Source organism: Bacillus sp. S71 (assembly GCF_016625265.1).
GTDB classification, from domain to species: domain Bacteria; phylum Bacillota; class Bacilli; order Bacillales; family Bacillaceae_G; genus Bacillus_A; species Bacillus_A cereus.
In genome coordinates, this window is record NZ_JACVUW010000001.1 from 389831 (window position 1) to 406056 (window position 16226).

Consider the following 16226-nt stretch of genomic DNA (forward strand, 5'->3'; position numbering starts at 1 on the left):
AGGTTTTTCTTATATAATCGCTTTAATTCCCTCTAAAATTAATCCAATCATAAATCCACACACAGCACCGTTCACTCGGATCCACTGCAAATCTTTACCGACATTATTTTCAATCATTTCGATTAACGTTTTATCATCTAACTTATCAAGATTTTCTTGTACAAGCTTACCGATTTTCGAATGGTTTTTTTCCACAAGTGTAACAACTTGCTTTTGTAACCACTCCTCTATTTTTTGAACAGTTTGTTCATCTTCTTTTATTTTATTCATTTGTTTTTGTAAAAATGGAATAACATATTTATCAGCAAATTCTTCATTATTTACAAAAGCAACTGCTCTTTGTTGTACTTGCTCTAGCATCTCTTTTATTTTGTCAGTAGCATTCCAATTCGCAATCCACTTTTCTTTCCAATTTTCTAATTCCTGTAATAAGGCTTCATTTTCTTTTACATTGATAATTTCTTGACGAATCTTCGCTAATATAAGTTGTCTTGTGCTATTATCAGCCTCTTGTAAGCTGTTAATATTACTAATGATAAACTTCTGCAAAATGCCGCCAATTTTATCTTCATCTACAATATTCATAAATGATTTCAAAGTAAACTGCAAGAATCCATCTACTTTTATATTTTCCATCGCCTTCATACCTAAGCTACCGAGCTGGTAACGAGCTTCATCTTGCGCTGTCCAATCTTTTACCTTCACTAATATGTAATCAAGTGTCTTTTCATCATATTCTTGCACAACTAATTGATCAACAAGCACTTGTAAAATGTTACTTGTATTAATTGTATGCAAATATGTTTTTAATTCTTTTTCAATAATAACAGCTAACTTTTCTGTATCTATTGTAACAATTGCTTTCTCTGCAATCGTTACAATCCCCTTTTTCACAGCATCAGACTGCATTTCTCTCTCAGCAATTTGCAGTACCATTTGTGCTAACTGCATCTCTTTTACTTTATTCGTAATACTTTCTTTCGTCAGCCATTCATTTTCTAACGTATGAATGAGCCCTTTCGTTACCCGTTTACGATTTTTAGGTAACAAAGCTGTATGCGGAATTGGTATTCCCATCGGATGACGGAATAAAGCAGTAACCGCAAACCAATCCGCAAGTCCACCAACCAATCCAGCTTCAAATCCCCCTTGTATAATCTCTCCTGCTACCGTTCCTTGAAAAGGGATAGAAGCCGCAAAGCCGACACCCATAACCCCAAGCGAAATACCCGCTATATATTTAGTCTGTAATGACATCGTATACACATCCTCTTATTATGTAAAATAAAGCTTTTTTGTTGTATTTATTCAATATTAGTTATCCTTTATATATACTATAAAGAACTATTGTGAAAATAACAAAGATTTTTATGTACATGAAAAAATGAGGCTACAACTAGCCTCATTTTTCTTATACCGTTAATTCCAAACCTTTCCTATAGTATTCATTCATTATATCTTTTGGAACCATACTTCCACCCGTTCCCCACACAATATGAGTACCTTTTTTCACCTTCTCTGTTAACTGTTGCTTTTGTAAATACTCATCTTCTTTACATACTTTCACTGGCCCTATCATACCTGCTAGTGCAGAAGGCTCTAAATCAATATTCTCCGTATCAGCTAGTTCTTTTAACAATCTATATAACTCTTCATCACTTACTGTGTAATTCCCACTCAAAAATGGTTCCATCGTTTTACCGACAAATCCAGATGGTCTTCCTACCGCAAGTCCATCCGCATCTGTTACATTATCAATTCCGATATCTTGAACGGAAATTTTGTCATGAAGGCCTGTCATTAAGCCGAGTAACATACAAGGAGAATGTGTTGGCTCTGCAAAGAAACAATGAACATTATCTTTATACAATAACTTTAAACCGAATGCTACTCCACCAGGTCCTCCTCCTACTCCGCACGGAAGATAAACAAATAAAGGATGATTTTCATCTACTACAACCTCTAACTCTTCTAATTGCTTTTGTAATCGTGATGCTGCTACTGCGTATCCTAAAAATAAATCATGCGAGTTTTCATCGTCTACAAAATAACAGCTAGGATCCGCATCCGCTTGTCTTCTTCCTTCTTCTACTGCTTTGCTATAATCATCTTCATATTCAATAACGTTTACACCTTTACTTCTTAATAAATCTTTCTTCCATTTTTTTGCGTCTGCTGACATATGAACAGTTACATTAAAACCTAGATTCGCACTCATAATCCCTATGCTAAGTCCTAAATTCCCTGTAGAACCTACTGCAATTGAATATTTCGAGAAAAACTCTCTACATGTATCACTATCTAAAACGGAATAATTATCTTCTTCTGTTACCATTCCGTGCTGCAATGCTAGTTGCTCAGCATGTTTCAACACTTCATTTATTCTGTTGTCAATATTTAAATTAAATTTGTAAACTATTCAATTGCATAAGCTCTATAATTTTCAAAAGTATAACTAACAAATTTAAACTAAATTGTTTAGGAAGGTTCGTACCCATGTATAGTTACTTTTGAATCATTCACACTAAATTTCATGTGAAATTCAAATGAAAAAGGGAAATAAATTCGTTTCTAAAAACAAATAAAGATTTTTATCAAGACCTCACCCAAACAATTAAACATTTCCAGAAAACATCCAATATATAGCTTTTCATCCTAAAATGCATACTTTTCTAGTTTAAGATTAATTAGAAAATTATATTTCATTACAACTATAAATCCATCGGAAAATTATAAATTACATTCCAATTAAAATACTGATTAATAAGCAAGAATACTATATTCTTCTCAAATTACCTATACCTATATTTTCACTATTTTATTATGATATCAACATTTATTTAAAGAGGTTTATACAAAGTGAATAAGTGGAACTTTTAGAAAGGGAAGACGTGCTTTCGTTTTCTCTTTCTAAATTCACATAATTTTCAAATATTAAAACCTAAATGTTAATGTTTGATATATAATGAAATCAACCCGTAGTTAGAGTGTTTGCTCCGATTCAAATTATGAGATAGTTTGTTTCACTTTTTTATATTATCCACAAAAAAACTTGTAGGGGTTCCTACAAGTTTTTTACAATACTAATATGTCTGCCTCAAAAATCAAATGATTAAGAACATAATTCAATGGTAAAAACCACATTTAAAAATAAACATCCTAAAAAATTACAATAAGTTAGATCTTTCAGTTAATCTTTTATTTATTTGAATCATTTTTTCATCATCTTTCGGTTGCCTTAGCCAATATAACCATTCAGGTATTAATATTGACCTTATTCTATTATAAATAAAAATTGCATCTTGATATTCTCTACATGCACTTGCATTAATCTCAGATAAATTCCCAGTATCAAATTTGTTAATAATACTATTTCCTAATGCCTCTAATTTATTGGATTGCTTCTTCAATTCATCGGATGTTTTAAAACCATAAATTAATATAGACATCGAAGGTAATAATATTTTTATGATATATTCTTGCATTGACATATTCACAAAAAATCCAAATGCAATAGTTAAAATTAGATATAACCCAGAAACTGCAAATAATAAAATTGAAAAATTACGTTTTAATGAAATTGCCCACATCAAATTACTTCGTTGAGCTAAAATTACATTAACATAGAAGTGTTTTGAAGATAATCCCCCATACCAGTTTTTTAGTTTTTCTTCATCTCCTTTAAATTCAGATGAAAAATCCCTAATGTCCTCAGGAGAAATTTGATTACCTACAAGCACATTGTTCCATCTTATATTAAATAGGTTAATATCAAATTTTTCTTGTATCTTAGCTCCTTTTTCAATATAACCACTTTCTAGCTTCTCGATTTGATAAGCAATTAACAACCATATGGAACCTATTACTGAGAACCAGACACCAGCATTCGATGTTCCAGTGCTCCCGCGATTAAATAAATAAATACTTATTGAGAGTATCGGAATAAATATACTAATACATATTCTTACCGCATAAAATGTTTTTGACTTGTTATAGCAATATCTCATTGCTCTCAAGAGCTCTATATTTTCTTCACTGTTTTGCTTCTCTAACACCCTTACACCATCCTAATCTTCATGTGATGGGAACTCATCACCAAAAACTTTTTTCCAACATTCTATAGCTTCTTTATGTTGTCCTAAATTCTCATACCTTATAGCCAAATCTATGTTTTCAAAGCATCCACTAGCTTGGTTACTAATGGAAAACTTAATATTATAATCCAATGTATTTAAATCCCCTTGTATCCCTTTGGGATCGTAATGACTATTGTATATAGAGGTTTTTAAGTATTCGAAAAATCCTCTTAGCTCTTGTTTCATGCCGTTCCAATAAAATTTATTTTGAAAATAATCCAAAACAATATTTTCCATTAAGTAAGAAGATATTTTTTTAGAACAGTTAGTATTCCAGTACTTTATAACACGAATAAGACCTAATACATTCCCATCAAATTTTTGGTTCGTTTCAGTCGCTCTTTCATTATCAATTCTGGGATCAGTTTTTTTCCAGTTTCCACTACCATCTGGTATAATATAATAACTTTTTCCATAAGCATTCTCTGAAGTAATAAAAGCTGGTACAATATCAAAAACCCAATCATAAGTTGAGAGCTCTAAAGTTGTTGCTTCTTGTCTTCTATGAATTTCTGCTTTTTTGTATTGTGGAATTATTGATAAACTACTCTTAATCTTTTCTATTACTCTAATTGAATTTAGTGTACCATCATCATTAACTAACTTCCTTAACTTATCTGCATCCTCCGGGACGTTTAATACTATTTTATCTGCGTATTCCGTATACGTCGTTCCTTCACCTGTAAAAACTAGCATAAGATCGATATCGTCAAGTGGACGTATTTTTGTTCTTCTTCTAAAAGATCCAAAACCAATAATTTCTTTCCCTGCATAAAGCTTTGGGAAATTTTCAACAACTTTAGGAAAATTTTTTAAATTCCCATACAACCAATCTCTACTATTTCTAGCAATTCCAGTTTGTTCGCTATCTAAGTCCACAGAATTTTTAATAAAATTATCGTATGCACTATTTGCTGTTTTTACCAATTGAAAAATCCCCTCTTCTTCATTTATTAAAACTCTCCACTAATATGTATATTGGTATATTCATATTAATTTATTGCTTTCCATTAGTTTACAACTTATTTATAAATTATGAAACTCTATTTATAGTAAGTAATAAAAAGCTTAATTGTAAGAAGAAGTAAATTGCAAACCAGTAAGAATTTTCCCTATAATGCAAAAATTCTTACTATATATCCTACGAATAATTTTTCTATATTGTACTTAATTCTTTAAATAAACATCTTGGAAATACATATTTGCTTATAAAAAGGGATAAAGATTTTGAAAAAGAAGCTGATGCTTATTTTTTGTCTGTCTATTTTATTCATATTATCTGGTTGTCAAAAAGAATACAACGGAAAATAGGTACAATGGAGCGATACTATAGAAAGCTTTAATACCGACAAACTTGAGAGGAATAATATTCCATATAAAATGAAGGGTAATAAGGTGCATATTCCAGAAGATGCATTTGTAATCATGACTAATAAACTCCATATACTTTTCCTTTCCAAACATACCTCTTGTATATAGCTTAATAAATCAGTTTGCATATTGTTTTTCAGATACATGTTTGAGTTCATTAATGTACAGCGCGTATTGATTTTTATAACAAGCTTGAGAGAACTATCTCTATCAACAAAGTTCCATCTAAATTGAAAGTAACTACTTTCACCATTCTTTCCCTTTTATTAAAGAGTACTAAAAAAGGGCCGTATGCCCCTATCTAACAAGTATTATTTATAAAACACATCATTAGCAGTAAAAAAACCTAAGGAAATGTAAAGAGATCTTCCCTATAATCTCATTCGACTATTAAATACAAATTATGTCTCAACTCAGTATCAAATGCTATCTTACTCATTAACGTATTTCCCTATCACGGTTGCTGGGACCATTCCACTCATTTCACTATATTTTCAACAACAATTCTTCGTTACTAAAAATGTAAATATCACCGTCCTCTGAGATTTTAATCGCAATTCCTAAATTTGAGGCATATCTAGCAGCCTTTGTTCCTGTACCAAATGTATCTTTATATACCACATTGTTAGGCATTTCAATAATCTCTCCGAAACTCACTATATTCATATGGCCATCAATTACCATTGCACCATCAACTACTGAAATAGTTTCTAATAAAAATTTATCTATCTCTGTAACACTCAAATGCCTTTTATTATCTCTAATAACATTTAAAAAGTCTCTGTCTAAATTATTTTTCTTAAATTTATTCTTTACCAAAAATTCTTCAGCATCACTATATGTTAGATTAGTGTTATGTTCATTTTGAAGTACAATAATAAAAATTGAACTACTTCCTTTTTTCGATAACATTTCAATAACGTTTACTAATTTTATTATAGAAGCTGTCATTTTCAAATGAAGCTCTTTGTAACAATCGGCCCCTAAAGAATACAATAAATCTAGCGTTTTCGTAAATAAAATCCTCATTAATGAAGCCAACATTAAACCATAATGTTTCAATTTCCAATCCCCATTGTCATAACTAAGAAAAAATTCTTTATTAAGGAATACATCCATTTTTTTGTCTGAAAGTGAAAAATAAATATAGTTTAAACGTTCTTGAGTTCTTAATCCCTTAGTATAAGCTATCAAAAATTCTTCTGATTTACGCATTTCATTTTTTAGGTCCTCATTTAACTCATGTCCCTTTCTTGATTTTTTGAAATCATCAGTTAAATTCAAAAATGTTTTTCTCTTCATCTCATTTATTGTCCAGTTATTAAACTGCGATTTGATTATATCTGACAAGCTTTTCCCTTCATTTTTTTTTCTTATCATTGCAAACACTTCAAAGTTTTTATTAACTGCCACTACTAACGATTTGTTATCTATTAGTCTTAGAAAGGGTTTTTCATCCAGAAAGAATTGTTGAATAGGCTTTCTATTCTCAATAGTTTTGATTTCCACATTTAAATTCTTTATTTCTTCAATTGTTAATTCTTCATCGAGACAATATATTACTCCAATATTCACCGAATTTCCTTCATAAGTTTTAGTTCCAATATTTTTCAATGAATTTATATTTTCCCAAAACTTATACTGCTGTGTGGGACTTAGACTAAGATATTTTTTATCAATTAATATTAGGGATAATTCTCTTTGAATATTTTGCAGTATATTTCCATTAAGCATACCTGTATCACCGACTGATTTTTCTAAAATCTCTTGAACAATTTTAATTATTTCCATTGTTACTCTATTAGTTACCTGAGGTATATTTAACGATAGTTTACCTTTAAGATTGTAAAGTAAATTTTCTTCCTGCTGATTAATTGGAAATTTAATATCCAATCCAGAATATTGACTTATCTTTTCCCCAAGTCCTTGAAAAAAATCCTCAATTTCTTCTACCGAGTTTTTCTCTTCAAAACTTTCCTTTTCATTTTTATCCAATATTGTCCCTCCATTATATAAATTTAATTTAATTACATTATAACCATAAAATGTAATTAACACATCATTTTAAAATATTGATTTGTACATTATTCCCGTCCCAATCTCATTTTTGGCCTTACATTAAATGTAATCGATTTTTAACTCCTTTTTTAATCAGGGCTCCATATACTTCTACTTTTAATCGTATCCATGTGTTAGATTCAAAAATATTTCAAACCTTGAAAATATATCATAGGAACGTATAGCTTTTTCTATATCATTAAATTCCGCACCTATCGGTATACCGAAACCCATGCTACCGTAAGAATTTTTTCTTATTATTTTATTTTCCATAATTAATGGTGATACATAACTATCTTTACTTGTCATGCCCCCATTTTTTACATATTCAATATGATTTCCCAATTTTAATTTTTAAAATTGATTTTATCAATCTAAAATATCAACCTACATCCCTTGTTGAATAGCATCAAACATCAAAATTTTTCTTGATAACTCCATGTCAGTAAATCCCGTTAATTGATATGGTTTATCCCAAAACTTTTTATGATTTTCTTTAGCAATATGGGTAGCCACTTGACTTTGACTATTTTTGAGACTTTCTTAAAACAATCTTCTTCCAACATTTTCACTTAGATCAGTAAGCATTTTTCTTAAATAAAAAAATAAAGTACCCGAAACCGTTACACCGAACATCTTAATTACAATTACAATTTCCATTTCATAGATAATGTGCATGCATCTGTTTTAAATTGCTTATGTTCTAAGGGATGCTTAAGGGCTACATTATTATTATGAACATTATCAATTTCTAACCATTCATCATTATTATCGGCTTCATCAATCCAAAGTAGATAGACGAGGAAAATATACAAGAATTCTGCTTTTCATAGCCAATTCCGTATGTTTCAAATGGGTTTAAAACAAGGTTCCTTAATTCAATATATCGAATACTATATTTATTCAAATCCCATAGCGGGCTTTGAATAAGTACGGTTTCATTTAATTATTAATTAACATTTTTTTATATAAGCCGTACTCCATCAACTTTTTTATTAATTTTCAGTCCGTGACTAAAATTATTCATCTTAAACACTTGAAATGATATTTACTATTTTTTTGTAATTTACCATTTTGATATTAGTGGCCAAATCCTTTTATTATCGTCCTCAGAAAGAGATGCAAATTTGTGAATTCCTAAATAATTAAATACCCTCTCTACTGGTTTAGTATTAGGCGGAATACTGTCTACCTGTACCGCCAGGAATTCTTGAGATGCAGATATGGTACCTTTTATTGAAATAGCTTTAGAAGTTTCAGTTAGACTCTCAAATAAATTAATTTGACTTTTTTTATTTCCAGTCCCATTCTGAAATTTCAATAACCCTGATTTCATACAATATTTAATCGTCATTTTTTTAATCCACATAAACTATCCATCCCAACACACTTTTTTATAAAAATACTTCATCACAAAATATAACAATCAAAAGTACCCGCATCTTAACTACATGCGGATACTTTTGTTACTATATTTTGCTGTAAATAAGAATCATCTTACATACTTCATATGGAAAGAGAAATGCTCATGTAAGAAAGTGGAAATAAAGAAATAGCTATGATCATAGCCCTCCATTTTTTTATAAGTTACCAGTTGACTATTTTTTTGAGCATTCTCTAAGAAAATATGCTCTTCCAATTGTTTTGGATAAAACTCGTCTTGACTACCTTGCATAATAAGAATAGGTGGAATCGTATCTTCTTTAATTAATTCTGAAGCATCCCATTGTTTCCAAGAATCTTTATCTTCACCTAAATAAGAAGTGAAAGCATTGATTCCCCACGGAACTTGACTAGGGGTTAAGATTGGCGAAAAAGCAGAAATTGCTTTGAATCTCTTAGCATTTTTCAAACCAATCACTAAAGCCCCATGTCCTCCCATTGAATGTCCCATTATACTTTCTTCACCTGAAAAATTAGGTACGATAGTCGAAGCAATGGATGTTAATTCATCTACTATATAGGAATACATTTTATACTGCTTTGCCCAAGGCTCCTCGGTAGCATTTACATAAAAACCTGCTCCTTGTCCAAGATCCCATGCTGCAACATCTGAAACGTGTTCTCCACGCGGTGAAGTATCTGGCATGATTACTGCAACTTGATGCTTTTCAGCCAAACGTTGGAATCCACTTTTTTGACTAAAATTATCATCTGTACAAGTTAAACCAGATAACCACCATATAAGCGGGATTTTTTTCTTTTCTTTATTTGATGGTAAGTAGATACTAAATTTCATATCACATTGCAAAACTTTTGAATAATGACTATATTTACGTTGTTCTCCTTCAAAAGAACGATGTTGTTCAATACATTTAAGACTCATTATCTCACTCTCCATATGTTAAAATCGTACGAATGGATTCACCTTTGTGTAATAAATCAAATGCCTCATTGATGTCTTTGAATTCTAAATGATGAGTAATAAACGAATCTAAATCAATATCACCCTCCATATAATCTTCAACCATTTTTGGAAGCTCAGATCTTCCCTTAACCCCACCAAAGGCTGACCCACGCCATACTCGGCCTGTTACAAATTGGAATGGACGGGTATGAATCTCTTTACCAGCACCAGCTACACCGATAATAATACTTTCACCCCAACCCTTATGACATGCTTCAAGAGCGGACTTCATTACTTCAACATTACCAATACACTCGAAGCTATAATCCACGCCTCCATCTGTCATTTCGACTATAACTTCCTGAATTGGGCGATCATAATCCGCAGGATTCACAAAATCAGTCGCTCCCATTTTTTTAGCTAGTTCCCATTTTTCGGGATTTAGATCAACTGCGATAATTCGGCTTGCTTTCGCTTGAACCAGTCCTTGAATAGCGGCTAATCCAATCGCTCCTAAACCAAATACCGCTGCCACAGCTCCTTCTTCCACTTTTGCAGTGTTGTGTACCGCACCAATACCTGTAGTCACACCACAACCTAATAAGGCAACTTTATCTAACGGAGCATTTTCGTCGATTTTCGCTAAGTTAATTTCATTCACAACTGTATATTCACTGAATGTACTAGTCCCCATGTAATGATAAAGTGGCTCTCCGTTATAAGAGAAACGAGTTGTTCCATCAGGCATTAAACCTTTACCTTGTGTTTCTCGTACAGCACTACATAGGTTTGTTTTACCAGAACGACAGAATTTACATTCTCCACATTCAGCTGTATATAGTGGAATCACGTGATCACCAGGCTTTACTGAAGTCACTTCAGCCCCTACAGAAACAACCACACCAGCACCTTCATGACCTAGTACAGCGGGAAATATACCTTCTGGGTCATCACCTGATAAGGTAAAAGCATCTGTATGACAGACAGAGGTGTATAATATTTTTACTAATACCTCTTTTGCTTTTGGCTCTTCTACATCGATTTCTACAATTTGAAGTGGTTCTCCTGGTTTAAACGCAACAGCAGCTCTACTTTTCAACTGAATCCCTACCTTCTTTTTTTATTATTTACATTACTAAGATTACACTTTATATTTTTAATTACAATACTGACAAATCTGTCACTATAAACATTTTTCGTGGTAAAAAGTCGGAAATTATGGTTATTCATTATAAGGACAAAGAATTTTTCAATGGACACGATTTAACTTTATCTGTAGATAGGAGGAAGTTGGAAAATAGCAATTATATGGATTTTGTTACACCGTTCACCTTTAAGATTAAGTGAGATACAAAAAAAATTTCTTGATATGAATCAATGCATGTTAATCCGACGATTAAGAGAGTTAGAGGAAGATAAAATAATTACTAGGTGTGTATATCCTATAGTACCTCCAAAGGTTGAGTATGAACTTAATGAAATAGGTTATTCCTAGAACCCGTAGTAACTGCCATCTGTGATTTGGGAGATGAATTTAGTGATTTTGTAGAAAAAACAACTAATAAACCACTGGGGGAATAGCTCAAGGTATTTAAATCATTGCTACTATCTGATATTTTTGGCATATAAATTGTTCGGTCCTATATTTTTATAGTACCTATAATAGTTAGTATTCCTCTGCAAAGACCAGAAGTTTTATTTCCTAAAAAACTCTTCACATTATAAAATGTTAATTTTGTTGCTTTCATTTTTTTATAAATATTATTCTGGGAATATGGACAATTTAACTATGTAGATGTCTAGAAGAAATTAGAAAATGAATGATTCGGAACACCAAACGAAAATGAGTGCCACTGAACACACTGCGCTATGGGCTTAATATATGGATGATAGCTTGGCGTGTTATATTTTTCGCTATTAAATAATACACAGAACAGCAAATTTAATAATAGTAAAACTAGTTCTACTGGATGGTTAACTAAACGAAGACCTATTAATACAACTGAAATTAGTGGAGTGTACTTAAATATTCAAAAAACAACGTTGAAAATGGTGCTTGAGTTAGGGTTAGTCAAATTAATTGCTCTAAAGAAGTAAGAGATTATATGAGAAAAAGGATGGCTAGAACAGCCTCCAATTGCAGTTGACCGTAATGACTTGACTAAAAATTAAAATGTAGTGGCAACAAGTTTAATAAATTCAATTTGATTAACCATCCTGTGTTTAGAGGTGAAACATTTGATTATAAAAAAAAGTTCGGATAAAAACATAAAAAAAACAGATGAAAAGTCAAGCAGCAATATGCATTCAATAGAAGATTTGCTTGAAAAAGCAAAAAAATCTCATGATTTTTATCAAACGCAGCTAACGAAAACTGAGGGGTATTTACTTATATCGTATTATACTTCAATAATTGATCAGAAAAAATTAGAAGAGCATATTTTCCCGATCTTTAGAGCTCCATTTTACCAAAGCAATAATATTAAGAATATTAATGACATACAAAAAATAATCCCTATCGAAGATATTATAATAACGGATGATATTGGTTGTATTAAATCTAAATTGATGACAGGGTACGCTATCATTCAAATTACTGAAAAAGATAAATGTTGCGCTCTGGTAAATATATCTAATACAAATGCTGGAATGCGTGTTCAAAACAACGTTGAGAATGAGTATAGTGTGATTGGGCCAAGAATTGGTTTTATTGAAGATATTACAACTAATTTAAATTTGTTACGACAAACTGTTAACACGCCAGATTTAATATTTAAAGAAATTCATATTGGTACAATTTCGAACACTAAAGTAGTGGTCGCCTATATTGATGGGGTAACAAATGATGACTACGTTCAAACAATGATACAACGTTTAGAAGCTATAAATTATGATGTAGTTTTTGACTCTTCTCAGCTCCATCAGATAATAGAAGATAATTCCAATTCGCCTTTTCCTCTTTTACTCCCAACAGAGCGTATTGATAAGGCTGCATTTTCTTTAGTTAACGGTCAGGTAGTTGTATTTAATCATGGTTCGTCTTACGCGATTACCGGGCCATCCACATTACTTGATTTTTTCACATCCCCTGAAGACTACTACTTTCCCTGGGTATTAGCTTCATTTTTTCGTGTTATTCGGATATTAAGTGTATTATTCTCAATTTTTGCAACACCAATATATATTGCAGTCTTAACTTATCATTCTGAAATGATACCTAGAGTATTACTTAGCACCCTTGGGTTTTCTCGTCATAATGTTCCTTTCCCTCCAGTGTTAGAAGTGATTTTTTTGGAACTTACAATCGAACTTTTAAGAGAAGCAGGCGCAAGGTTACCAACTAAAGTTGGCCAGACTTTAGGGATAGTAGGTGGTATTGTCATTGGTCAAGCATCTGTGGAAGCTGGATTAACTAGTAATGTATTACTTATTATCGTAGCATTAGCAGCGTTAGCTTCATTTACAACTCCAAATTATAAAATGTCTAATAACATTCGATTTTTAAGATTTCCGTTAATATTTTTTTCAGCTGTTTGGGGTGGATTAGGAATTGTAATAGGTATTTGTTTTATACTTACACATATTACGCGACTAGAATCATTAGGAGCACCCTATACAGTTCCGTTATACCCTTTAAGGGTTAAAGATTATTCAGATACCTTTCTTAGGCTACCATTAAATAAAACCGAAAAAAGAAAAACTTATTTACGTCCAAAGTCTATTTGGAGGTATCATCCTAATCCTGAAAGAAAAAAGAAAAATGATTTTGATGAATGAGTAGTTATTGAGGTGAATAATGAAGAAGTATTTTTTGGGAGTATTTTGTATTAATTTGTTTTTAGTTGGTTGTGTTAATCAAAGAATTATTGATCATGTCCAAATTATTCAAGTCCTAGGCTACGATTTAAAAGAAGAAAAAGTAAAAGGAACAGTTGTGTATCCAACTTTCGAAGAACAAGGAAAAAATATATTTCATACATTGAGCACTGAGGCGGAAACTTTTGATAAAGTACTTATAAATTTAAATTCTAAATCCTCCTACCCGATTGATATAGGGCAACTACGTACAATTTTATTTAGTGAAGATTTTGTTAAGGAACAAAAGATCGATGAAATTATCCAATATTTAAGTAGAGATCCTATTATAGGATCCCGGCTTCAAATGGGGATTACTGAAGGAGATGTCGAGGCAGTTATAAAATCTAGTATGTCAGAAAAGGTCTCTGCTCACTTCTACGACAAAATCAATCAAAACATTAAATATGCGGGATTACCTAAAATGAACCTTCATATATTTTTGAATGATTTTTATAGTGAAGGAAAAGATCCTTATCTACCTTTTTTTATCTTAGAAGATGGGAGAGCTAAAATTGATGGAATTGCATTATTTAAAAAAGGAAAGTATATAAATCATATTAATTTGGAGCAGTCCTATCTATTAAGATTATTAGATTCTCCAATCAAACACGGTAGTTATGAGACGAAAGTGGAAGATGATAATAAAGAAGGGAGAATTTTTTTAAGAAGTTTAGATTCGAAATCGAAATATAAAATCAAAAACGAAAAAAATCCTGTAATAAACATCAAGCTATCTTTAAAAATTCAGGTTAAAAAGGTTCCCAAATGGATTGATTTATCCAAGAAAGCAGATGTTCAAAAGACGGAGAAACTATTGGAGGCACACTTTAATAAACAAATTGAACAGTTGATTTCAATATTTCAAGAATACGAAGTAGACCCGATTGGGCTTGGAGAGAGACTCAAGGCTAAATCAAAAAACTGGAATTATCAACACTATTTAAGTTTTTATCCTCAGATGAACATTTCAGTTGATACAAATGTGGATATAGTTCAGACAGGTTTAGATGAGTGAATGTCCCATAAGGAGGATGACTGTGAAAAACGTTGTTAATGAACGATTTATGGTATCAGATTTTTATGTCTTTTTTTTAATATTCTCTAACGTCATTGGTATTGGAATTTTGAACTTCCAGAGAGAAATAGCAAAGGATGCCGGCTATGATGCTTGGTTATCAATAATCTTAACAAGTATTAGTATACATATGGCAATTTGGTTGATATATAAGATACTAGAGGCAGTTAACAATGATATAATTTTTATTAACCAGTATTGTTTTGGAAAATGGATCGGGTGGCTATTTAATTGCCTTTTTGTTATTTATTTTTTTTCATTGGCCATAATTGTTTATAGAGTATATATTGAAGTTGTACAAGTGTGGATGTTCCCTTTAATGAATACATGGCAAATAGGATTAGTATTTCTAATCTTGATTTATTATATTGTTTCAAGTGGATTCCGCGTGATTGCAGGCATTTGTTTCTGGGGTACAGTCATCCCGCTATTGATCCTTCCCCCTCTTAATTTATTTGCAATTGATTACGCTGACATCAACCATATATTACCATTGTTTAACCATTCCTTAACAGATATATTAGGATCTTCTAAAACCATGTTTTTTCAATATCTTGGCTTTGAAGCAATACTAATGTTTTATCCTTTTCTTAAAAAACCTGAAAAATCAAAAAAATGGGCGCACCTGTGCGTATTTTTCATTACCTTACTATATCTTTATATTGCTTTTCTGACATTTTTGTACTTCAGCGAAGAATATCTTAAGCATACCAATTGGCCTTCAATATCAATAATGAAAATAGCCGAGTTCCCTATAATTGAAAGGTTTGAAATTGTTGTAGTTTCAATTTGGTTCCTATTGGCTCTACCAAATATTTGTATTAAATTATGGGCTGCGTGTAGAGGTGCTAGAAAAATAACAAATATTAAACAAAGAACTTTTTTAATCCTTTTTTTGATTTTAATGTTATGTATAGGGAATCTAATCGAGAATAAAGACCAGATCCAAAGTCTTTCGCAACTATTTTCAAAAGTCGGATTATATCTTATATTTTTATACTTACCTGTACTCTATCTTCTCATTAAAATAAAAAAGAGTACCATCTAAATTGAGTTCTTTCGGTCTAATGACACAAAAGTTCGCATGGATTGAATAAAATTAATTTAGCAACTGGTATAATTATTGGTGTATGTAATCTTATAAATTGTTTAAGCCTAACGGAAGACAATCAAGGAAATACAATACTGGAAGATGGACGTATAATTTTAGATATCGAATATTCCTTAGGAGATTTGTGGTAGAGAACTATATTTGGGAAATTTCCAATAAAGAACTGTTACCCAATTTTAGGATGAAGCTTTTCCCCCTATCATCAAATAAACACTAATAGATGTAAAAAAATCTAGCAGAGGTTTAAGTTTAAAATCCCCTTAGTCATCT

The 16226-nt window shown here is 31.3% G+C and carries 10 protein-coding genes and 3 pseudogenes; 4 read left to right on the forward strand and 9 right to left on the reverse strand.

The annotated features are described in order from the left end of the window. Positions 1–9 precede the first annotated feature (9 nt). The 9 genes and pseudogenes from IBT51_RS01805 to IBT51_RS01850 form a co-directional block, all read right to left on the reverse strand. On the reverse strand, positions 10–1257 hold the full coding sequence (locus IBT51_RS01805) for a DUF445 domain-containing protein (RefSeq protein ID WP_200457954.1): 1248 nt from the start codon (positions 1255–1257) through the stop codon (positions 10–12). Between the two features lie 154 nt (positions 1258–1411). After that, positions 1412–2383: pseudogene (locus IBT51_RS01810) on the reverse strand (D-serine ammonia-lyase); the annotation flags it as partial. Between the two features lie 784 nt (positions 2384–3167). Beyond that, the gene (locus tag IBT51_RS01815; protein WP_061680238.1) at positions 3168–4055 is read right to left on the reverse strand and encodes an S-4TM family putative pore-forming effector; all 888 of its coding nucleotides are present in this window, start codon (positions 4053–4055) and stop codon (positions 3168–3170) included. A 12-nt stretch (positions 4056–4067) separates the two neighbouring features. Then, complete coding sequence (locus IBT51_RS01820) at positions 4068–5063, reverse strand: nucleotidyltransferase family protein (protein WP_061680239.1); 996 nt, start codon at positions 5061–5063, stop codon at positions 4068–4070. 930 nt (positions 5064–5993) lie between these two features. Then, complete coding sequence (locus IBT51_RS01825; RefSeq protein ID WP_061680240.1) at positions 5994–7502, reverse strand: hypothetical protein; 1509 nt, start codon at positions 7500–7502, stop codon at positions 5994–5996. A 222-nt stretch (positions 7503–7724) separates the two neighbouring features. Continuing rightward, positions 7725–8475: pseudogene (locus IBT51_RS26975) on the reverse strand (bifunctional glutamate--cysteine ligase/glutathione synthetase); the annotation flags it as partial. Positions 8476–8631: 156 nt separating this feature from the next. Next, complete coding sequence (locus IBT51_RS01840; RefSeq protein WP_000264858.1) at positions 8632–8934, reverse strand: hypothetical protein; 303 nt, start codon at positions 8932–8934, stop codon at positions 8632–8634. 123 nt (positions 8935–9057) lie between these two features. Continuing rightward, positions 9058–9891, reverse strand: a complete 834-nt coding sequence (gene fghA, locus IBT51_RS01845) for an S-formylglutathione hydrolase (protein WP_061680242.1) — start codon at positions 9889–9891, stop codon at positions 9058–9060. A 4-nt stretch (positions 9892–9895) separates the two neighbouring features. Then, entirely contained in the window at positions 9896–11011 is a 1116-nt protein-coding gene (locus IBT51_RS01850; protein ID WP_200457955.1) for an S-(hydroxymethyl)glutathione dehydrogenase/class III alcohol dehydrogenase, read from the reverse strand. 119 nt (positions 11012–11130) lie between these two features. Here IBT51_RS01850 and IBT51_RS01855 point away from each other — a divergent pair. From IBT51_RS01855 to IBT51_RS01870, 4 genes and pseudogenes are all read left to right on the forward strand, one after another. Then, a pseudogene (locus IBT51_RS01855) lies at positions 11131–11493 on the forward strand (winged helix-turn-helix transcriptional regulator). 720 nt (positions 11494–12213) lie between these two features. Beyond that, positions 12214–13689, forward strand: a complete 1476-nt coding sequence (locus IBT51_RS01860; protein WP_046199532.1) for a spore germination protein — start codon at positions 12214–12216, stop codon at positions 13687–13689. A 19-nt stretch (positions 13690–13708) separates the two neighbouring features. Continuing rightward, positions 13709–14785, forward strand: coding sequence for a Ger(x)C family spore germination protein (locus IBT51_RS01865; protein WP_071727116.1), 1077 nt, complete (start codon positions 13709–13711; stop codon positions 14783–14785). Positions 14786–14801: 16 nt separating this feature from the next. After that, a complete protein-coding gene (locus tag IBT51_RS01870; RefSeq protein WP_061680244.1) occupies positions 14802–15893 on the forward strand; it encodes a GerAB/ArcD/ProY family transporter in 1092 nt (363 codons plus the stop codon). Positions 15894–16226 lie beyond the last annotated feature (333 nt).